Annotated in this window: 17 protein-coding genes, 5 tRNA genes and 1 pseudogene; 9 read left to right on the top strand and 14 right to left on the bottom strand. The window is 57.8% G+C overall.

Translation table 11 applies throughout. The features are described 5' to 3' along the window. Positions 1-145 precede the first annotated feature (145 nt). The 5 genes from AC1DKH_RS17810 to gltX form a co-directional block, all read right to left on the bottom strand. Positions 146-221, bottom strand: a tRNA-Glu gene (locus AC1DKH_RS17810). Between the two features lie 80 nt (positions 222-301). Further along, positions 302-377 (bottom strand) — tRNA-Ala (locus AC1DKH_RS17805). 53 nt (positions 378-430) lie between these two features. Continuing rightward, a tRNA-Glu gene (locus AC1DKH_RS17800) sits at positions 431-506 on the bottom strand. 79 nt (positions 507-585) lie between these two features. Further along, positions 586-661: transfer RNA gene (locus AC1DKH_RS17795), tRNA-Ala, on the bottom strand. A gap of 258 nt (positions 662-919) precedes the next feature. Next, on the bottom strand, positions 920-2,401 hold the full coding sequence (gene gltX / locus AC1DKH_RS17790) for a glutamate--tRNA ligase (protein ID WP_477760802.1): 1,482 nt from the start codon (positions 2,399-2,401) through the stop codon (positions 920-922). Between the two features lie 218 nt (positions 2,402-2,619). On the opposite strand from gltX, the gene AC1DKH_RS17785 reads away from it, so the two are divergent. Next, positions 2,620-3,708 (top strand): HlyD family secretion protein, encoded by a 1,089-nt coding sequence (locus AC1DKH_RS17785; RefSeq protein ID WP_477754972.1) that lies wholly within the window; start codon positions 2,620-2,622, stop codon positions 3,706-3,708. After that, the gene (locus tag AC1DKH_RS17780) at positions 3,698-5,248 is read left to right on the top strand and encodes an MDR family MFS transporter (RefSeq protein WP_477798788.1); all 1,551 of its coding nucleotides are present in this window, start codon (positions 3,698-3,700) and stop codon (positions 5,246-5,248) included. The genes AC1DKH_RS17785 and AC1DKH_RS17780 overlap by 11 nt, the downstream gene beginning before the upstream one ends. Positions 5,249-5,385: 137 nt before the next feature. On the opposite strand, the gene uvrB is transcribed toward AC1DKH_RS17780, so the two are convergent. Continuing rightward, positions 5,386-7,401 carry an excinuclease ABC subunit UvrB gene (gene uvrB / locus AC1DKH_RS17775; protein ID WP_477798787.1) on the bottom strand — a complete coding sequence of 672 codons (2,016 nt, stop codon included), beginning with the start codon at positions 7,399-7,401 and terminating at the stop codon, positions 5,386-5,388. A gap of 335 nt (positions 7,402-7,736) precedes the next feature. Here uvrB and AC1DKH_RS17770 point away from each other — a divergent pair, with 335 nt between their 5' ends. Together AC1DKH_RS17770 and AC1DKH_RS17765 are read left to right on the top strand one after the other, a co-directional pair. Next, positions 7,737-8,933: an amino acid aminotransferase gene (locus AC1DKH_RS17770; RefSeq protein ID WP_477763500.1), complete on the top strand. Its 1,197-nt coding sequence runs from the start codon at positions 7,737-7,739 to the stop codon at positions 8,931-8,933. A gap of 232 nt (positions 8,934-9,165) precedes the next feature. Next, on the top strand, positions 9,166-9,375 hold the full coding sequence (locus AC1DKH_RS17765; protein WP_477754977.1) for a hypothetical protein: 210 nt from the start codon (positions 9,166-9,168) through the stop codon (positions 9,373-9,375). Here AC1DKH_RS17765 and AC1DKH_RS17760 read toward each other — a convergent pair. Beyond that, positions 9,372-9,602: a hypothetical protein gene (locus AC1DKH_RS17760; RefSeq protein WP_477798786.1), complete on the bottom strand. Its 231-nt coding sequence runs from the start codon at positions 9,600-9,602 to the stop codon at positions 9,372-9,374. The genes AC1DKH_RS17765 and AC1DKH_RS17760 overlap by 4 nt on opposite strands. Positions 9,603-9,829: 227 nt before the next feature. Between AC1DKH_RS17760 and AC1DKH_RS17755 the strand changes: the two genes are divergently transcribed. From AC1DKH_RS17755 to AC1DKH_RS17740, 4 genes and pseudogenes are all read left to right on the top strand, one after another. Next, positions 9,830-9,905, top strand: a tRNA-Asn gene (locus AC1DKH_RS17755). Between the two features lie 344 nt (positions 9,906-10,249). Then, positions 10,250-10,499, top strand: a pseudogene (locus tag AC1DKH_RS17750) (integrase arm-type DNA-binding domain-containing protein); the annotation flags it as partial. A gap of 101 nt (positions 10,500-10,600) precedes the next feature. Further along, positions 10,601-10,933, top strand: a complete 333-nt coding sequence (locus AC1DKH_RS17745) for a carboxymuconolactone decarboxylase family protein (protein ID WP_477798785.1) — start codon at positions 10,601-10,603, stop codon at positions 10,931-10,933. Positions 10,934-10,977: 44 nt separating this feature from the next. Further along, the gene (locus AC1DKH_RS17740) at positions 10,978-12,084 is read left to right on the top strand and encodes an alkene reductase (protein WP_477798784.1); all 1,107 of its coding nucleotides are present in this window, start codon (positions 10,978-10,980) and stop codon (positions 12,082-12,084) included. 105 nt (positions 12,085-12,189) lie between these two features. Here the strand turns inward: AC1DKH_RS17740 and AC1DKH_RS17735 are convergent, their stop codons facing one another. From AC1DKH_RS17735 to AC1DKH_RS17725, 3 genes are all read right to left on the bottom strand, one after another. Continuing rightward, entirely contained in the window at positions 12,190-12,963 is a 774-nt protein-coding gene (locus AC1DKH_RS17735; protein WP_477798783.1) for a type 1 glutamine amidotransferase, read from the bottom strand. Between the two features lie 66 nt (positions 12,964-13,029). Next, positions 13,030-13,917: a dihydrodipicolinate synthase family protein gene (locus AC1DKH_RS17730; RefSeq protein WP_477798782.1), complete on the bottom strand. Its 888-nt coding sequence runs from the start codon at positions 13,915-13,917 to the stop codon at positions 13,030-13,032. Positions 13,918-13,958: 41 nt separating this feature from the next. Further along, complete coding sequence (locus AC1DKH_RS17725) at positions 13,959-14,741, bottom strand: aldolase (RefSeq protein ID WP_218428878.1); 783 nt, start codon at positions 14,739-14,741, stop codon at positions 13,959-13,961. Positions 14,742-14,876: 135 nt separating this feature from the next. Between AC1DKH_RS17725 and AC1DKH_RS17720 the strand changes: the two genes are divergently transcribed. Continuing rightward, the gene (locus tag AC1DKH_RS17720) at positions 14,877-15,413 is read left to right on the top strand and encodes a helix-turn-helix domain-containing protein (RefSeq protein WP_108217810.1); all 537 of its coding nucleotides are present in this window, start codon (positions 14,877-14,879) and stop codon (positions 15,411-15,413) included. A gap of 168 nt (positions 15,414-15,581) precedes the next feature. On the opposite strand, the gene AC1DKH_RS17715 is transcribed toward AC1DKH_RS17720, so the two are convergent. The 4 genes from AC1DKH_RS17715 to AC1DKH_RS17700 form a co-directional block, all read right to left on the bottom strand. Beyond that, entirely contained in the window at positions 15,582-15,911 is a 330-nt protein-coding gene (locus AC1DKH_RS17715; RefSeq protein WP_477798781.1) for a thioredoxin family protein, read from the bottom strand. Positions 15,912-15,974: 63 nt separating this feature from the next. After that, positions 15,975-16,673 (bottom strand): DsbA family oxidoreductase, encoded by a 699-nt coding sequence (locus AC1DKH_RS17710; protein ID WP_477798780.1) that lies wholly within the window; start codon positions 16,671-16,673, stop codon positions 15,975-15,977. 219 nt (positions 16,674-16,892) lie between these two features. Next, positions 16,893-17,666 carry an SDR family NAD(P)-dependent oxidoreductase gene (locus tag AC1DKH_RS17705; RefSeq protein ID WP_477798779.1) on the bottom strand — a complete coding sequence of 258 codons (774 nt, stop codon included), beginning with the start codon at positions 17,664-17,666 and terminating at the stop codon, positions 16,893-16,895. Between the two features lie 98 nt (positions 17,667-17,764). Beyond that, a complete protein-coding gene (locus tag AC1DKH_RS17700; RefSeq protein WP_104910643.1) occupies positions 17,765-18,319 on the bottom strand; it encodes an OsmC family protein in 555 nt (184 codons plus the stop codon). Positions 18,320-18,514: the final 195 nt, after the last annotated feature.

Raw genomic sequence — 18,514 nt, 5'->3', positions numbered from 1 at the left:
AATAAATTTTAGCAAGTCATGGGTGTGACCGCTGGTCTGAAGAACAGTTTTTTGGGAAATGGAGGAATTTGGCCAAACGCCAGACAAACAAAAGGGCCATTCAATAATTGAATGACCCTTATAAATCCCGCAGAGCGGGTAATCGTGGCGTCCCCTAGGGGACTCGAACCCCTGTTACCGCCGTGAAAGGGCGGTGTCCTAGGCCACTAGACGAAGGGGACACAAACCCTTCTATACAACTGATCAGTGCTGAGAGCTGATCGATTCAAGGCCGGTGTGGCCAGACCTTGAACTGTAAAATTGGTGGAGCTAAGCGGGATCGAACCGCTGACCTCCTGCATGCCATGCAGGCGCTCTCCCAGCTGAGCTATAGCCCCGGATTTTTCGCCTCGCGGCGGAGCGACATCTTGCAACATCGCTTCTGTAAAACTGGCGTCCCCTAGGGGACTCGAACCCCTGTTACCGCCGTGAAAGGGCGGTGTCCTAGGCCACTAGACGAAGGGGACGCAAACCCTTCTATACAACAGATCAACGCTGAGTGTTGATCGCTTCAAGACCGGTGTGGCCAGGCCTTGAAGTGTAAATTGGTGGAGCTAGACGGGATCGAACCGTCGACCTCTTGCATGCCATGCAAGCGCTCTCCCAGCTGAGCTATAGCCCCTCATCGTTGATGTCATCGCTGAGGACGGGGCGAATCTTAAGGGTGTATCGAAAGCCTGTCAAACTTATTTTTCAAAAAATTTAAAATTTTTTGCCGACATAACAATCACTTACCGCCCTCCCCCGGAAAATCCGGGAGGTTTGCAACCAACGCAGACCTGTAGGAGCTGGCGCAGCCTGCGATCTTTTGGCTTTGCTTTTTGAAAACAAGATCAAAAGATCGCAGCCTTCGGCAGCTCCTACAGTAGACCGCAAGCGCTTAAGCGATAGCGCCCAACAGCTTTTCCCACTCTTTGTTTTCTTTCTTCGACACACCGCCCAGCAGGTCGATCGCTTGGCGCAGACGGAAACGGGTCAGGTCCGGCCCGAGGATTTCCATCGCATCGAGCACCGACACCGAACTGGCCTGGCCGGTGATCGCAGCGAACATCAGCGGCATGGCATCACGCAGCTTCAGCTCCAGGGACTCGACCACCGCCTGAATGGTTGCGGTGATGCTGTCCTTCTCCCACTGACGCAGGCTTTCGAGCTTCCACAGGATCAACTGCATCAACTGGCGGACCTGATCGCCCGACAGCTTCTTGGATTCGAACAGCCTGGCATCGGGGTTCACGCCACCGGCAAAGAAGAACCCGGCCAGCGGTGCCACCTGGCTGAAGGTTTCGACGCGGCCCTGCACGTGCGGTGCGATCTTCATCATGTAATCGGAATTGAACGCCCACTTCTGCACGCGCGCAGCGAACTCTTCCACCGGCAGGTCACGCAGCCACTGACCGTTGAGCCAGGACAGTTTCTCGATGTCGAAGATCGGCCCGCCGAGGGACACGCGCTTCAGATCGAAGTTGTCGACCATTTCCTGCAACGAGAACTTCTCGCGCTCGTCCGGCATCGACCAGCCCATGCGGCCCAGGTAGTTGAGCATCGCTTCGGGCATGAAGCCCATGCGCTCGTAGAACGTCACCGAAGTCGGGTTCTTGCGCTTGGACAGCTTGCTCTTGTCCGGGTTACGCAGCAGCGGCATGTAGCACAGCTCCGGTTGTTCCCAGCCGAAGTACTCGTAAAGCAGGATCAGCTTCGGTGCCGATGGCAGCCACTCTTCGCCGCGCAAGACATGGGTGATGCCCATCAGGTGATCGTCGACCACGTTCGCCAGGAAGTACGTCGGCAGGCCGTCGGTCTTCATCAGAACTTGCATGTCCATGCGGTCCCACGGGATTTCAACGTCACCGCGCAGCATGTCCGGCACCACGCAGACGCCTTCGCTCGGCACCTTCATGCGGATAACGTGGGGCTCACCAGCGGCCAGGCGACGGGCGACTTCTTCCTTGGACAGCAGCAGCGCGCGGCCGTCGTAGCGCGGGGTTTCGCCACGGGCCATCTGCTCGGCGCGCATCTGGTCCAGTTCTTCGGCGGTGCAGAAGCACGGGAACGCATGGCCCAGGTCGACCAGTTGCTGGCAATACTTCTGATAAATATCGCCGCGCTCGCTTTGACGGTATGGACCGTGCGGGCCGCCGACGTCAGGGCCTTCGCTCCATTCGATGCCGAGCCAGCGCAAGGCGTCGAAAATCTGCTGTTCGGACTCGCGGGTCGAGCGCAGTTGGTCGGTGTCTTCGATCCGCAGGATGAACTCACCGCCGTGCTGCTTGGCAAAGCAGTAGTTGAACAAGGCGATGTAAGCGGTACCTACGTGGGGATCCCCGGTAGGCGATGGCGCGATGCGAGTGCGGACGGTGGTCATGGCATGTCTCGAAAAGAAAAAAGCAAAGTTCAAACAAGGCGCGAATGGTAACAGGCGACACCCGCCCGGCTCCAGCGAACAGGGCATTTAAGCCAAGGTTGCGGCTGTAACGCCCGTATGCCGCGGATATCGGCCGACGGCATTTACCGTTTATCGGCTGTATGCCAGATTCACCTGCTGATAACTTCCCTTACAATTTCTCGACTACAGTTTTCCCCATGCCTGCCCAACTCAAGCGTCGCCTGTCCTTTTTCCTGCTGATCATCCTGTTGATTGCCGGGGGCCTGTTTGCCCACTGGTTTTTAAAGGGGCGCTTTTATGAAAGCACCGACAACGCTTATGTCCAGGGCGAGATCACCCGTGTGTCGAGCCAATTGGGCGCGCGTATCGATCAGGTGCTGGTGCAGGACAACCAGCATGTCGAGAAAGGCCAGTTGCTGGTCAAACTCGAAGGCGACGACTTCCGCCTCGCTGTCGACCGCGCCAATGCCGCCCTGGCCACCCGCCAGGCCGAGCGCCTGCAAGCCCAGAGCAAACTGACCCAGCAGGCCAGCCTGATTGCCGCCAGCGAAGCGCAAGTCGCGTCCAGCCAGGTCAGCCTGGGCCGTTCGCAGATCGACCTGACCCGCGCCGAGACCTTGCGCAAACCCGGTTATGTCTCGGAAGAACGGGTGACCACCCTCTCCGCCGAATCCCACATTGCCCGCTCGCAAGTGGCCAAGGCCCAGGCCGACGCGCAAAGTCAGCGCCAGCAGGTCAATGCACTGACCGCCGAGATCAAACGCCTCGACGCGCAGATCGCCAACGCCAGGACCGACCTCGCCCAGGCAGAACTGAACCTGACCCGCAGCGAAATCCACGCACCTATCAGCGGCCTGATCGGCCAGCGTGCAGCCCGCGAAGGCCAATACGTGCAGGCCGGCGCTTACCTGTTATCGATCGTGCCGGATGAAGACATCTGGATTCAGGCCAATTTCAAGGAAACCCAGATCGGCCACATGCAGCCCGGCCAGAAAGCCGAGCTGACCTTCGACGCCTACAGCGACACCCCTATCGAAGCCCGGGTCGACAGCCTGTTCGCCGCCTCGGGGGCGCAGTTCAGCCTGTTGCCGCCGGACAATGCCACGGGCAACTTCACCAAGGTCGTACAACGGATTCCGGTAAAACTGACCTTCGCCGCGGACAACCCGTTGCGCGGCAAGATTCGTCCGGGCATGTCAGTGACCGCCAAGGTGAACATCAAGGACGCGCCTGAAGATGTCACCAGCAAAGTGAGCAGCAAAGACGCCGCTGACAATGGCCGGTGATCAACTGATCCGCCCGATCGGCGAACCGACCCGGCGGGACTGGATTGCGGTGATGAGCGTGATGCTCGGCGCCTTCATGGCGGTGCTGGACATCCAGATCACCAACTCCTCGCTCAAGGACATCCAGGGCGCGCTGTCGGCGACCCTGGAAGAAGGTTCGTGGATCTCCACCTCGTACCTGGTGGCGGAAATCATCATGATCCCGCTCACCGCCTGGCTGGTGCAGTTGCTGTCGGCGCGACGGCTTGCCGTGTGGGTGTCCCTCGGGTTTCTAGCGGCCTCCCTGCTCTGCTCCATGGCCTGGAGCCTGGAAAGCATGATCATGTTTCGCGCCTTGCAGGGCTTTACCGGCGGCGCGCTGATCCCGCTGGCATTCACCCTGACCCTGATCAAACTCCCGGAACACCACCGCGCCAAGGGCATGGCCATGTTCGCCATGACCGCCACCTTCGCCCCCTCCATCGGCCCGACCCTCGGCGGCTGGCTGACGGAAAACTGGGGCTGGGAATACATCTTCTACATCAACGTCCCGCCCGGCCTGATCATGATCGCCGGCCTGATGTACGGCCTGGAGAAGAAAGAAGCGCACTGGGAGTTGCTCAAAAGCACCGACTACGCCGGCATTCTCACTCTCGGCGTCGGGCTTGGTTGTTTGCAGGTTTTTCTGGAGGAAGGCCATCGCAAGGACTGGCTGGAGTCGAACCTGATCGTGACCCTGGGCAGCATCGCGCTGGTCAGCCTGATCACCTTTGTGATCGTGCAGTTTTCCAAACCCAATCCGCTGATCAATCTCGGCATCCTCGGCAACCGCAACTTCGGGCTATCCAGTATTTCCAGCGTCGGAATGGGGGTCGGGTTGTACGGCTCGATCTACCTGCTGCCGCTGTACCTGGCGCAGATCCAGAACTACAACGCCCTGCAGATTGGCGAAGTGATCATGTGGATGGGCGTGCCGCAGCTGTTTCTGATTCCACTGGTGCCCAAGCTGATGAAGTTCGTCTCGCCAAAATGGCTGTGCACGCTGGGCTTCGGGCTATTCGGGTTGGCGAGCTTCTCTTCGGGCGTGCTGAACCCGGACTTTGCCGGGCCACAGTTCAATCAGATCCAGATCATCCGCGCCCTGGGCCAGCCGCTGATCATGGTCACCATCTCGCTGATCGCGACCGCCTACATCCTGCCCCAGGATGCGGGATCGGCATCGAGCCTGTTCAACATCCTGCGCAACCTCGGCGGCGCCATCGGCATCGCCCTGCTCGCCACGCTGCTGGATGCGCGGGCCAAGGTGTACTTTGACTACCTGCGTGAATCCATCGTGCCGAGCAATCCGCAGGTGGCCGAGCGCATTACCTCGTTGACCGACCGACTGGGCAGTGAAACGGCGGCACTGGGCAAACTCAGCGAGATCGCGCATCAACAGGCGTCGATCATGGCCTATAACGATGCGTTTCATTTTGTCGGGATCGCGCTGGGGATCAGCATGGTGGCGGTGTTGCTGACCAGGAAATTGCCGGAGGGGTTGAAGGCTGGCGAAGCGCATTGACTCACCACTCTACCTGTAGGAGCGAGCTCGCTCGCGAAAAACCCGAGAACGCCGCAGCGTGTCAGGTTTTTAGCGTTATCGTTGACGACCATCGTCGGAACGCCGCCCGGAGCAAGCTCGCTCCTACAGGGTTTGTGTCAGACCGTCAGAAGTCTTTCGCGCAACTTGGCAATCTCGTCGCGCATCTGCGCCGCCGCTTCGAACTCCAGGTCGCGGGCGAGCTGGTACATCTTCTCTTCCAGGGCTTTAATGCGCTTGGCGATCTCGCCCGGCGAGCGCAATTCGGCCTCGTATCGGGCGTTTTCCTCGGCGGCCTTGGCCATGCCTTTGCGCTTCTTGCTGCGCGAACCGGGCACGGTGGCGCCTTCCATGATGTCGGCAACGTCCTTGAACACGCCTTTGGGCGTGATGCCATTGGCCAGGTTGAAGGCGATCTGCTTGTCGCGACGGCGCTCGGTTTCACCGATCGCCCGTTCCATGGATCCGGTAATGCGGTCGGCATAAAGAATCGCCCGGCCATTGAGGTTACGTGCCGCGCGCCCAATGGTCTGGATCAGTGAGCGCTCGGAACGCAGGAAGCCTTCCTTGTCGGCATCGAGGATCGCTACCAGCGAGACTTCCGGCATGTCCAGACCTTCACGCAACAGGTTGATGCCCACCAGCACATCGAAGGTGCCGAGGCGCAGGTCGCGGATGATCTCGACCCGCTCCACGGTGTCGATGTCCGAGTGCAGATAACGCACGCGCACGCCGTGATCCGCCAGGTAATCGGTCAAATCCTCGGCCATGCGCTTGGTCAGCGTGGTGACGAGCACCCGCTCCTCGACTGCGACGCGCTTGCTGATTTCCGACAGCAAGTCGTCGACCTGGGTCAGTGCCGGGCGGATCTCGATTTGCGGGTCCACCAGCCCGGTCGGGCGCACCACCATGTCAATGACGCGCCCGGCGTGTTCGGCTTCGTAGTTGCCGGGGGTCGCCGAGACGAAAATCGTCTGTGGGCTGATGCTTTCCCACTCATCGAAACGCATCGGCCGGTTGTCCAGGGCCGAAGGCAGGCGGAAACCGTATTCGACCAGGGTTTCCTTGCGCGAGCGGTCGCCCTTGTACATGGCGCCAACCTGCGGAACGCTGACGTGGGACTCGTCGATCACCAGCAAGGCATCGGCCGGCAGGTAATCGTAAAGGGTTGGTGGCGCCGCGCCGGCTTCACGACCGGACAGATAGCGCGAGTAGTTTTCGATGCCGTTGCAGTAACCCAGTTCGAGAATCATCTCCAGGTCGAAACGGGTGCGCTGCTCCAGGCGCTGGGCTTCCACCAGTTTGTTGTTGGAGCGCAAGTATTCCAGGCGCTCCTGCAACTCGACCTTGATCCCTTCGACCGCGCCCATCAGGGTTTCCCGTGGCGTCACGTAGTGGCTCTTCGGGTAGAAGGTGAAACGCGGCAGTTTGCGAATGACTTCGCCGGTCAGCGGATCGAACGCCGACAGGCTTTCCACTTCATCGTCGAACAGCTCGATGCGGATCGCCTCGAAATCGGATTCCGCCGGGTGGATATCGATCACATCGCCACGCACGCGGAAGGTCGCGCGGGCAAAATCCATGTCGTTGCGGGTGTATTGCAGGTCGGCCAGGCGTCGCAGCAATTCACGCTGATCGAGCCGGTCGCCGCGATCCACGTGCAACACCATCTTCAAATAGGTTTCCGGGCTGCCCAGACCGTAGATGCAGGACACCGTGGTGACGATGATCGCATCCTTGCGCTCAAGCAATGCCTTGGTCGCCGACAGACGCATCTGTTCGATGTGGTCGTTGATCGAGGCGTCTTTCTCGATGAAGGTGTCCGACGACGGCACATAGGCTTCGGGCTGGTAGTAGTCGTAGTAGGAAACGAAATACTCCACCGCGTTGTTCGGGAAGAACGCCTTGAACTCACCGTACAACTGCGCCGCCAGGGTCTTGTTCGGCGCCAGCACCAGAGTTGGGCGCTGCACCTGGGCGATCACATTGGCGATGCTGAAGGTCTTGCCCGAGCCGGTCACACCGAGCAGCGTCTGGTGCGCCAGCCCGGCCTCGATACCCTCGACCATCAGGCGGATGGCTTCCGGCTGATCGCCGGCGGGCTCGAAACGGGTGACTAGCTGGAATTCAGACATGAAATACCTCTGGATCACTCTTGCCGGCAAAACCGGCACGAACGAGAAAGACCGCAAACGACCGATGTCGCCCAAGGAAAAAACTGGATTGTGCTCAATGTGGAGCCGATTGCCAGCGCTTTCAAGGCAAACGTCCTACATCGCGCTAAACCTTTGCCGACGCCATTCGACTAACGGTCGATAAATAATCGGAAAAACTTACCCGAAATGCTGATTCGCCTGTCGCCAGCAATCGCCGATGGCCTCTATACTAGCTCCCCGTTTGTGCACCGCTCTAGTGCATTCGGCTGGAGCGCGACACGTCCCTCCACTCTCCATTCAGAGCCGCCGCAATAATGAGCCTGTTCTCCGCTGTCGAAATGGCACCACGCGATCCAATCCTGGGCCTCAACGAAGCATTCAACGCCGATACCCGTACCAACAAGGTCAACCTGGGGGTCGGTGTTTACTGCAACGAGGAGGGGCGAATTCCACTCCTGCGCGCCGTTGTCGAAGCCGAAACCATTCGCGCCGCTCAACACGTTTCCCGTGGCTACCTGCCAATCGACGGCATCGCTGCCTACGACCAGGCCGTGCAGAAATTGCTGTTCGGCAATGACTCGCCGCTGATCGCCGCTGGCCGCGTAATCACCACCCAGGCCGTCGGCGGTACTGGCGCACTGAAAATCGGTGCCGACTTCCTCAAGCAACTGCTGCCGAACGCCGTTGTGGCAATCAGCGATCCGAGCTGGGAAAACCACCGCGCGCTGTTCGAAACCGCCGGTTTCCCGGTACAGAACTACCGTTACTACGACGCCGCGACCCACGACGTGAATCGTACCGGCATGCTGGAAGACCTGAACGCGCTGCCAAACGGCTCGATCATTGTGCTGCACGCCTGCTGCCACAACCCGACTGGCGTGGACCTGAGCCCGGCCGACTGGAAAAACGTCCTGGAAGTCGTTAAAGCCAAAGGCCACGTACCATTCCTCGACATGGCGTATCAAGGTTTCGGCGATGGCATCGACGAAGATGCCGCTGCCGTACGCCTGTTTGCTGAATCGGGCCTGACTTTCTTCGCGTCCAGCTCGTTCTCCAAGTCGTTCTCGCTGTACGGCGAGCGCGTTGGGGCCCTGTCGATCGTCAGCGAATCGAAAGAAGAAAGCGCGCGCGTGCTGTCGCAAGTCAAACGCGTGATCCGCACCAACTACTCCAACCCACCGACCCACGGCGCCAGCGTTGTTGCTGCCGTACTGAACAGCCCGGAACTGCGCGCCCAGTGGGAAGCCGAACTGGCCGAGATGCGCCTGCGCATTCGTGGCATGCGCACCCAGATGGTCGATCTGCTGGCACAAAAAGCGCCTCAGCGCGATTTCAGCTTCGTCGGTCGTCAGTGCGGCATGTTCTCGTACTCCGGCTTGAGCGTTGAGCAGGTTCACCGCTTGCGCAACGAGTTCGGCATCTACGCCCTGGACACCGGCCGCATCTGCGTGGCCGCGCTGAACCAGAGCAACATCAAGGCCGTTACGGATGCCATCGTTCAGGTGATCTGAATCGCGTCGTGATACGAAAAACGGGAAGCCATGGGGCTTCCCGTTTTTTATTTGTCGCAGATAAATCTCAAAGCCTTGTCCCACCCCTCTAAACTGCACACATCTACCCTGTAGGAGCCGGCTTGCCGGCGATGGCGGTCGATCCACCAACATCAATGTTGACCGTTATGGCCTCTTCGCTGGCAAGCCAGCTCCTACAGGTTGTCTTCACCCGGATGTTTCGAGAACCCACATGAAAAACGATGACCTTCGCGCCGACCGCGATGACCTGGATGACCTGGATCACTTCATCCCCCGCCCCCCGACAAAGCGCGGCAACAACCTGGTGATGCAAGTGGCCGCTGGTGTGTTTCTCGGCGGCTTGGCCCTGTGGCTGGTGCAAATGGGGGCCACGGCGCTCTACGCCAAACTGATGCTTGGCACGATTACCTTCGGCGGTTAAGCCAGTTCGGTCGCACGCTGGCTGGCAGCGTCGTCATAGGCGACGTAGAGCGATTCGGCGATCTGACTCTTGATCGCCTTGGTGCTTTCCAGCCCGAGGACGAAGCCTTCCGCCTTGCCACCCGCGCGGTTCAATGCTTCAGCGGTGCCGGCCTGAGTGATGGCGTCGAACAACTTTTCGGCGTGGGGGCCGACACCTTTGGGCAGGCTGATCTGAGCGATGCTCATGGGTGCACCCCGTGGTGTCGAGGTGTGAGGGTCAAATGATTCATGGCGCGTACCTTTTCGGCGAATGGCCGGCAGCGCGTGTCACCACTTCCGGGCGGCCATGGTAGACCTCTGGGGCGATCCTGGTAACCGCCAATCGCCGCTAAACCACCGCCCGTCCCAATGATTCGCTCCAATTGTCATTCATTGCTTGACTTCTCTTTTTGAATCAGTAAGATACGCGCCATTCCGCGATAGCTCAGTTGGTAGAGCAAGTGACTGTTAATCACTGGGTCCCTGGTTCGAGTCCAGGTCGTGGAGCCAGACAAGGTTCCAGAGAAAGCTTTCAAAATCTCTGAAACCACCGAAAAACCCGCCTTCTCAGGCGGGTTTTTTCGTTTTGGCGTTCCGTGGCATCCCGGTGGGTACCACAATTCTGTTCAGTTAAGCGAATGTTGTCTCTGTAGGAGCGAGCTTGCTCGCGATGGCCGTTAACGATAACGCGTATTTACTGGTTAAACGCGGCGCTCTTGAGTCCATCGTCGGAACGCCGCCCGGAGCAAGCTCGCTCCTACAATTTCCTTAACTGAACAGCATTGCGGTGGGTACCAGCCGTTTCAAGGGTAGAGCCTGGGATAAAGGTCAGTTCGATAAAAGGGAGCACCCTTATGTCGCGCACTACTGCCCCACTCTCCGACGCCGCTTGCCGTTCGGCCAAGCCCACCGACCGCGCCTACAACCTTTTCGACGGCGACGGCCTTTACCTTCCAGTCCAACCCAATGGCCGCAAAGGCTGGCGCCTGAGATACGTCAAACCTGATGGCCGGGAAGGACTGACCTCATTCGGCAACTACCCCATCGTTGTCCTCCCCCGATGCGCGCCGCAAGCGCTTGCAGGTCAAGCGAAATTGCGTTGATAGTGAACATCAGCACGAGCACTTTGTTTGCCTACCAACTGGATGGTAGTTTATTAGCAAGTTTTAAATAACTGCAATCAACACCATCCCTGTGAGAATCCCATGCACGATTGGAAGCAAACCCGCAAAGACATCAATACTCGCCTGGTAGAACTAAACGGCCTGTCTCCGGAAACAATGAAAGGCATGGCGTCGCTCGGCGCTGCCGGCGGCAAGACCAATCACCTGGACGCGAAGACCCGGGAACTGATCTCCCTCGCCGTGGCCGTGACCACCCGCTGCGACGGTTGCATCGCCTTCCACGCCGCCGAAGCCAAGAAACTTGGCGTCACCAGTGAAGAAGTCGCCGAAGCGCTGGGCGTGGCAATCAACATGAACGCCGGTGCCGCGTTGGTGTACAGCACACATGTGCTGGACGCATTCGACAAGTCGTAAATCAAACGCTGACTTTCAACCTGTTAACGACTTCGAGACTAATCATGAATAAGCTGCTCACCCCTTACGATCTGTCCGGTACTGCGCTGAAAAACCGGGTCGTCATGGCCCCAATGACCCGCACCCGGACCCTGGACAACATCCCTGACGAGTTCACCGCGCTGTATTACGCACAGCGTGCTTCTGCTGGTCTGCTGATTACCGAAGGCCTGCCGATTTCCGACGAAGCCCGTGGCTACCTGTACACCCCAGGTATTTATGCCGACGAACACTTGCCAGGCTGGCGTCAGGTCACCGACGCGGTGCATGCCAAGGGCGGGAAGATCTTCGCGCAGTTATGGCACGTTGGCCGTATGTCCCATATTTCGGTGCATGGCATGGTTCCGGTTTCTTCGGGTACTCAGCCGGCGGTCGATACCACGGTATATGCCTGGATCGAGCCTGGCGAATCCGGTCCTGTGCAACCCAGCGCGCCCCGTGCATTGGAAACGGATGAAGTGAAACGTGTCATCGCTGACTTTGTGAAGTCGGCGCGCATGGCGATGGAGGCTGGTTTTGACGGTATAGAAATCATGGCTGCCAACGGGTTCCTGTTCGATCAGTTCCTCAGCAGCGCCTTGAACACCCGTACCGACCAGTACGGTGGCTCGATCGCCAATCGCCAGCGCTTTCTGCTGGAAACCATTGACGCGATTTCTGCCGAAATCGGCGGCTCGAAGATTGGCGTACGGTTCTCGCCGTTTGGCCGCCTGTATGACTTTGGCGTGTACGAAGGTGAAGCAGAAACCTGGATGAGCATGGCGGCAGCGCTTAATGAACGCGAACTGGCCTACGTCCACCTGAACTACCAACCGACCATCGTCGCCGCGCAAACGCCGCCTGGTTTCAGCGCTGCGTTCCGTGAAGCCTACAAGGGTACCTTGATGGCCGCCGGTGGGTTCACCCAAGCCCTCGCTGAGTCGGAACTGGTTAAAGGTGAACTCGACTTGATCGCCTTCGGTACGGCCTACATCGCCAACCCCGATCTGGTGGAGCGCATGCAGAACGGCTGGCCACTGGCAGAGGGTGACCGCGCGACTTACTACGGTGTCAGCGATCGCATTGCCAAGGGTTACACCGACTACCCGGAATACGTTGCAGCCAAAGCCTGATTATTTGCACGGCCATGACTGGCAGAGAACGACCCAATATAGCGGCCTGTCGTAGCTGGCACACAAACGCCGCTGCCTCCAAAACAGCGACGTTGTCTTGAGTCGTTACTCGGCCTGGTAATCGGCAACGAGCTTGTCCAAAAATACGAATAGTTTCTGGTTCATCTCATCGTAATCGTTAGCCCGCAACGCGGCTGGTTGCTGAACAAAACGCCGGTCAGTGAGCGTTATCAGTTCCGCCTCCGATGCCTGGATCAGCAGTTCCACGACGTCTTTGGTGAGTTCCATATGGCATTGAAAGCCGTACACCAGGTTGCTGTACTCGACGATTTGACGCGGGCAGCCCTCGCTGTACGCAATGATCCTGGCGTCCTGGGTGAGCCCTGGCATGTCATTGTGCCAATGGCCGACTTCCAGGGTTTCCCCGAAGTGCGAAAACTTCGGATTAGCCAAACCCTCTTGGGTTAAATAAATCGGGAATTTGCCAATTTCTTTTTCGGGGCTGTGGTTAAAAGTGGCACCCAGTGCTTCCCCGATCAATTGCGACCCCAGACAAACTCCAACCACAGCCCGCCGGGCCGAGATGGCTTTGCTAATGAGTTCCCGCTCGGCCAAGGCATTGAAATGCGGGCATTGCTCCAGCGTAATCGCCGGATCTTGCGGGCCACCCAACACCACCAGAAGGTCGAACGATTCTGCGGTATCTGGCAGGACATCATGTTGGTAGACGCGGGAATAGGTGGCTTGATAACCGCGAGCTTTTACCCAGTCCTCAAATGCACCGGGTGCTTCGAAGGACTCGTGCATCACGAAATGGACTTTCAACGTTTTACCCTCGGCTTCCAGATATTCAGGTCTATGGTGATCGCGCTTGCGCAATCACGAAAATAACAACGCTCGCTGCCCTGTAGGCAGCGAACGCCTCTACGCTGCGTCGACCAGCGACTACGATGCCAACTCGTCCAGCAGCCCTTTCAGGAAGATGCAACCTTGAGTATCGAGCGGTTGAAGTGGAAGGCGGGGGCCGCCGACGTCAAGCCCCTGCATCTTCAAACCTGCCTTGATAGTGGTCGGCAGGCCACGACGAGTGATGTATTCCAGCATTTCGTACTGGCGATAAAACAGCGTACGGGCTTCTTCCAGCTTTCCACTCTGCACGGCATGCCAGAGCGCCAGGTTCAGTTCGGGAATGAGGTTGGGTGCGGCGGTACACCAACCCGTGGCACCGGCAACCAAGGCCTCCAGGGCCAACGGGTTGCAGCCGTTGTAGAAGGCCACCTTGCCATCTGTTGCCTTGAACAGGCGGTGCATGCGTTGAATGTCGCCAGTGCTTTCCTTGACCATGGTGACATTCTTCACTTCGCTCAGAATGCGCAGGATCAGATCGACCGACAGGTCAGTGCCGCTGGTGCCTGGATTGTTGTAGAGCATGATCGGGATGTTGATGGCCGCACCTACAGCCTTGAAATGATCGACAATTTCCGTATCAGTCAGCTTCCAGTAAGAGACCGCAAGCACCATCACAGCCGTGGCACCACAAGATTCAGCCAGTTGGGCACGCTGTACGGTACGGGCAGTGGTCAGGTCTGAAACGCTGACTACAGTCGGAACTCGACCAGCAATCTTTTCCTGGCTGAAGCGGACAACCGACTCCCATTCGCTCTCGGAAAGATAAGCGCCCTCTCCGGTACTCCCCAGAGGGGCGATGGCATGCACGCCGGAAGCGATCAGCCTATCGATGGATTGCCCCAAGGCGACCAGATCCAGTGAGCCGTCGACTGCGAATGGAGTGATGGTGTAGCCGATAACGCCGCGAATTACAGAAGTAGACATACAGGCACCTTTGCCGTTTCTATGAATGAGTGGAGGTACGGTCAGGCCAGGCAGTCGCCATGGGCACGCAGTGCGCGCCGTGCGTAGTAGCTGAATGCAGCACCGTGACGTTTCGGGGTGGAGATCCAGTCGTGAGCTTCTTTGCCCAGCGCTTCGGGAATGGGGCGAATTTCCCCCGCGCTCATGGCCAACAATTGCATCCTGGCCGCACGTTCGAACAACAGCGCCAGCACGCAGGCCTCTTCAATCGAACCACCCGCAATCAGCAAGCCATGGTGGGAGAGCAAGATGGCGCGCTTGTCGCCGATAGCCTTGGAAATAATCTCGCCTTCTTCATTGCCCACCGGGACACCTGGCCAATCCTTGAGAAAAGCGCAGTCGTCGAACAGCGGGCAGATGTCCATATGGGAAACCGCGAGCGGCACCTCCAGCATCGACAGCGTGGCGCTGTGCAGTGGGTGCGTATGGATGATGCAGTTCACATCCGGGCGGGCCCGGTAGAGCCAGCTGTGAAAGCGATTGGCAGGGTTCGCCATGCCCTGCCCCTTAAGCACCTTGAGGTCTTCATCGACCACCAGCAGGTTCGACCCGCAAATCTCGTCAAAGCCCAAGCCCAGGCGCTGGGTATAATAGGTGCCCGGCGTTTCGGCACGGGCGGTGATCTGCCCGGCCAGCCCTGAATCATGGCCGCCGTCAAAAAGTATTCGGCAGGTGAGTGCAAGCTTCTGTCTCGGGGTATATTCGTTATCGATCAGCGCAGTCACCATTTGCTTCTCAGCGAGGGTGACGAGTTGATCCTTCGGGGTCTGCATGGTCGTGGTCACGGTCAGCACCTGGTCGAAAACAGTTCAAGTTGCCAAGGAGTCGCTGTAACGACCCTCAAGGACACAGAGTGATCCTAATGACACCTTGTGTCATAATCAAGCCAAGTGTCATTATTTTTCAAGGAACAGCGTTGGATGGCGGTACAGCTGAGAATTTTGCGTAAGAAGATGGGGATAACCCTGGAGCAGCTGGCCGGGCAAACCGGATTGACCAAGAGCTACCTGTCGAAGGTGGAGCGAGGTGTGAGTTCGCCCTCCATTGCGGTGGCGCTCAAACTGGCCAAGGCATTGAATGCCCAGGCCGAAGAGTTGTTCAGCACCGAAGCGGTGCCCGCCGAAGGCTACAGCCTGGTTCGACGCCAGCAGCGCGAGGCCAATGAAGGCGGTGTACCAGCGGCTCACGTACCGCTGGCGCGCCATATTGGCCATCGGGCATTGTTGCCATTTCTGGTCTATCCGCCACGCTCGTTTGGCCAGTCCGCCTTCAAGGAACACCTGGGAGAGGAGTTCATCTACGTGGTTCGTGGCCGTGTCGAAGTCGATTTCGGTAACGAACGGCAGACCCTGGATGAAGGCGACGCCCTGCATTTCAATGCGCAGAAATCTCACCGTTTGCGCACAGTTTCTGACGAGCAAGCAGAGTTGCTCGTAGTCGTACATAGCTCGGATTAGGCGCTAGTCAAATCCGATGCAATCGGTAGTCAGAACGAATGCAAACGGGTGGTCAAGTGGAGTGCAATTTCGCAAATCGCTGGCGAACCCGTGACTGCGCAAGACGTATTGATACTGCAAGTACGTAAATAAAGGACGCCATCCCCACCGCTGATGGAGGAGGTTCGGTTAAATCGCCTCCTCCAACTCCGTAAGAATGGCTTTTTTCATGGCTCCAACTGAACGGGATCCGGGCATGACCCGCAGCAGCCGCCCCTCATGGAACACCGCCAAGGATGGCACCGCCCGGATACCGTACATTTGCGCGATCGTCGGAGACACCGCCACATCAATCTTTGCAAAAGCCGCCAGGGAGTGAAGCTTTTCTTCCAAAGCATGAAAGACCGGCTTCATCTCCTGACAAGGCTTGCACCAGGACGCAGAAAACAGCACGACGCTGCTGCCTTTGGCCACATAGCGGGCGAACTGCTGAGCACTCAACTCAACGATACGGCTCATTTGGATCTCGCTCTCAATACGGATGAAGGGCGGCACAACCCGGTGCCGCACTGCTTCTGCTGATCAAATTTTGCAGCCATCCATGCCGCAGACTTGACCGCTGAACGCGTCATCTTCGACTTTCGACTTCTCCTGCATCTTGTTCAGCGCTTCAAGAAAAGCAGCCTCAGGCTGAGCACCGGACAATGAGAAGGCATTGTCGAATACAAACAAAGGCACGCCCGAACCTGGTTGCGCGGCGATATGTTCGTCCTCCTCCATCTCTACGCGCAATTCAGCGGATGACCACGCCCGTTGAATTGACGCGTCCGAAACACCTACGGCCTTGGCTATGGCCTCCAGGCTGCCGCGATCAAACAGCGACTGACCATGGGAGGTGCTTTGCTCATACAACGCCTCGACCAGGCGTTTTTTAACGGCTTCGTCCGCAACCGCCTTGACCAGTACATGGGCATCTGCAGTATCGCCAAACAGCATGCTGTCAAAGCGATAATCAAGCCCATCGGCCCGGCCATATTTACTGACGGTGTTCATCATCGCGACAGCGGAATCCGGATTGCCGAGCTTGCGTTCAAGGGCAGCGATCATAGGCTCCGGCGCGTGATTCGCCGCCAGACGATAGGCCCTGACGTTGATTTGTACATTGTCTTTTTCAGTAAATTTATCGAGCGCCTGCTCGAATCGACGCTTGGCTACCCAGCACCAAGGGCAAACAAAATCAGACCAGATATCCACTGCATATTTTTTCGAAGAAGTTTGCATGACTCGTCCTGTACCCAAAGAAATCAAGACCGCGTTACCAGCATTCAGCCTACTTTCACTTGTACGACTCAAGAGCGCCGCGTTTAGCCAGTAAATACGCGTTATCGTTAACGACCATCGTCGGAACGCCGCCCGGAGCAAGCTCGCTCCTACAATTTCCTTAAGTGAATAGCATTGCCTGCGATGGGAGCTTTCATCAGGCCGCGCTCGCCACTGTGGTCAGGCCCTAACAGCCATAATTCCAGCATCTACGTCCCAGATTGCGCCGGTCACCCAGGACGTCTTGTCCGACAGCAGGAACAGGATGGTGTTGGCGACGTCTTCGGGAACGCCGACTCGTCCCAGGGGGTGGAAATCGTTCAGCGACTTCATCGCTTCCGGGATCGCCTCTTTGTCCATGAACCCTTCATAGATCGAGGTGTGAACGATCCCTGGCGAGACGGCGTTGACCCGGATACCCGAGTGAGCCAATTCAATTGCCAGGTTGCGTGTCAGCGCATGCAGACCTGCCTTTGCCATGGAGTAGGCAGAGGCCGGTGAACCTGCCAATGCGGCCTGTGCACCGATGGAGCCGACGTTGACAATTGCCCCTTCAAGCCTGGCGGCCAGCATGTTCTTGACCACGGCCTGAGTGATGAAGAAGGTCGCACGATTGAGAGACAGGTACATGTCGTACTCAGCCTCATCGTGCTCGGTGAACGGCTTGGGAATAAAGATCCCGGCGGAGTTCACCATCAGGCTGATATCGCTATGGTTGGCATTGATTTCCTTGCGAACGAAATTCATGCCTTCTTCAGTCATCAGGTTGGCGACGATCACCGACACTGGGCCCAACGGGCTCAGTTCGTTACGCACCTTATCGGCCTTGTCTTGCCTACTGCCGGTGAGCACCACGCTGCCGCCTGCCTTGAGCACCATGCGGGCCGTTTCCAAGCCCATGCCACTGGTGCCACCGACAACCAGCAGTTTTTTACCTTTGAAAAAATCGTTCATTGCAGACTCCGGTTATCCAGAACTAATTAGGGTCGGCACCAAGGCGGCTGGCTGCCTGCTGGTGCACGCAAGGTTTGAATCTCTTTGAAACGAGCGAATCAGCCCTCACGCACTTCCAGGGTCGGCACCATACGGATAGCTTTCGAAAAATTGGCGTAGTTGACAGAGGTTTTGAGCACCACGTTGTGCAGCTCTTCAACACGCTCACGGGAGGCGTCGGTATGCAGGCGAATCACAACACTCACTTCGTCGTAGCCGGGGTTGACGCTTTCGTCGATGCCCAGGAAGCCACGCAGGTCGAGGGTGCCGTCAGTCTCGATTTCCAGGCTGTGAATCTTGATCCCCATCATCGCGGCATTGGCGGCATAACCGACCGACATGCAGGCGTTGAGAGCGGCCATCAGCAGCTCTTGAGGGTTAGGCGCAGTGTTTTGGCCCAGCAATTCATTAGGCTCATCGGCGACGATTTCGAAATCCCGCGAATAGGTTTCACCGGCCAGACTGTAGCGATTGACTTTGGCCACAGAGCGAGTCTGGCCTTTCCACTGAGTCTTGACGTTGAAGCTCGCGTGGCGCTTGGTCGCATCCTCAGCAACGCCTTGGGCAAACTGCTGGAGTGCGGCGACATCGATACCATTCAGGTTGTTGCTCATGTGTTCGTTCCTCTTCGGATGGACCGGGCGTTCGGCCCGGAAGAGAAACAAGCCTACCAACTAGTAGGTTGACTATCAATGGATTGTTCTTCTAACCAATCACCTCCAAAAAAAACAGCTTCGACAGAGTTTTCCTGAATAGGGATAACTGCGATAACAATGCAGTAATTTCTACTTAATCTTGTACTTCTGGTC

Source organism: Pseudomonas sp. 05L36 (genome assembly GCF_056398125.1).
This window is presented reverse-complemented; position numbering and strand designations above follow the sequence as displayed.

What these genes read in the sequence shown, in the direction of transcription:
- gltX (WP_477760802.1), bottom strand. Translation starts at nt 2,401, where the DNA reads ATGACCACCGTCCGCACTCGCATCGCGCCATCGCCTACCGGGGATCCC.
- AC1DKH_RS17770 (WP_477763500.1), top strand. Translation starts at nt 7,737, where the DNA reads ATGAGCCTGTTCTCCGCTGTCGAAATGGCACCACGCGATCCAATCCTG.
- AC1DKH_RS17785 (WP_477754972.1), top strand. Translation starts at nt 2,620, where the DNA reads ATGCCTGCCCAACTCAAGCGTCGCCTGTCCTTTTTCCTGCTGATCATC.
- uvrB (WP_477798787.1), bottom strand. Translation starts at nt 7,401, where the DNA reads ATGTCTGAATTCCAGCTAGTCACCCGTTTCGAGCCCGCCGGCGATCAG.
- AC1DKH_RS17720 (WP_108217810.1), top strand. Translation starts at nt 14,877, where the DNA reads ATGGCGGTACAGCTGAGAATTTTGCGTAAGAAGATGGGGATAACCCTG.
- AC1DKH_RS17730 (WP_477798782.1), bottom strand. Translation starts at nt 13,917, where the DNA reads ATGTCTACTTCTGTAATTCGCGGCGTTATCGGCTACACCATCACTCCA.
- AC1DKH_RS17745 (WP_477798785.1), top strand. Translation starts at nt 10,601, where the DNA reads ATGCACGATTGGAAGCAAACCCGCAAAGACATCAATACTCGCCTGGTA.
- AC1DKH_RS17700 (WP_104910643.1), bottom strand. Translation starts at nt 18,319, where the DNA reads ATGAGCAACAACCTGAATGGTATCGATGTCGCCGCACTCCAGCAGTTT.
- AC1DKH_RS17760 (WP_477798786.1), bottom strand. Translation starts at nt 9,602, where the DNA reads ATGAGCATCGCTCAGATCAGCCTGCCCAAAGGTGTCGGCCCCCACGCC.
- AC1DKH_RS17705 (WP_477798779.1), bottom strand. Translation starts at nt 17,666, where the DNA reads ATGAACGATTTTTTCAAAGGTAAAAAACTGCTGGTTGTCGGTGGCACC.
- AC1DKH_RS17765 (WP_477754977.1), top strand. Translation starts at nt 9,166, where the DNA reads ATGAAAAACGATGACCTTCGCGCCGACCGCGATGACCTGGATGACCTG.
- AC1DKH_RS17710 (WP_477798780.1), bottom strand. Translation starts at nt 16,673, where the DNA reads ATGCAAACTTCTTCGAAAAAATATGCAGTGGATATCTGGTCTGATTTT.
- AC1DKH_RS17740 (WP_477798784.1), top strand. Translation starts at nt 10,978, where the DNA reads ATGAATAAGCTGCTCACCCCTTACGATCTGTCCGGTACTGCGCTGAAA.
- AC1DKH_RS17715 (WP_477798781.1), bottom strand. Translation starts at nt 15,911, where the DNA reads ATGAGCCGTATCGTTGAGTTGAGTGCTCAGCAGTTCGCCCGCTATGTG.
- AC1DKH_RS17780 (WP_477798788.1), top strand. Translation starts at nt 3,698, where the DNA reads ATGGCCGGTGATCAACTGATCCGCCCGATCGGCGAACCGACCCGGCGG.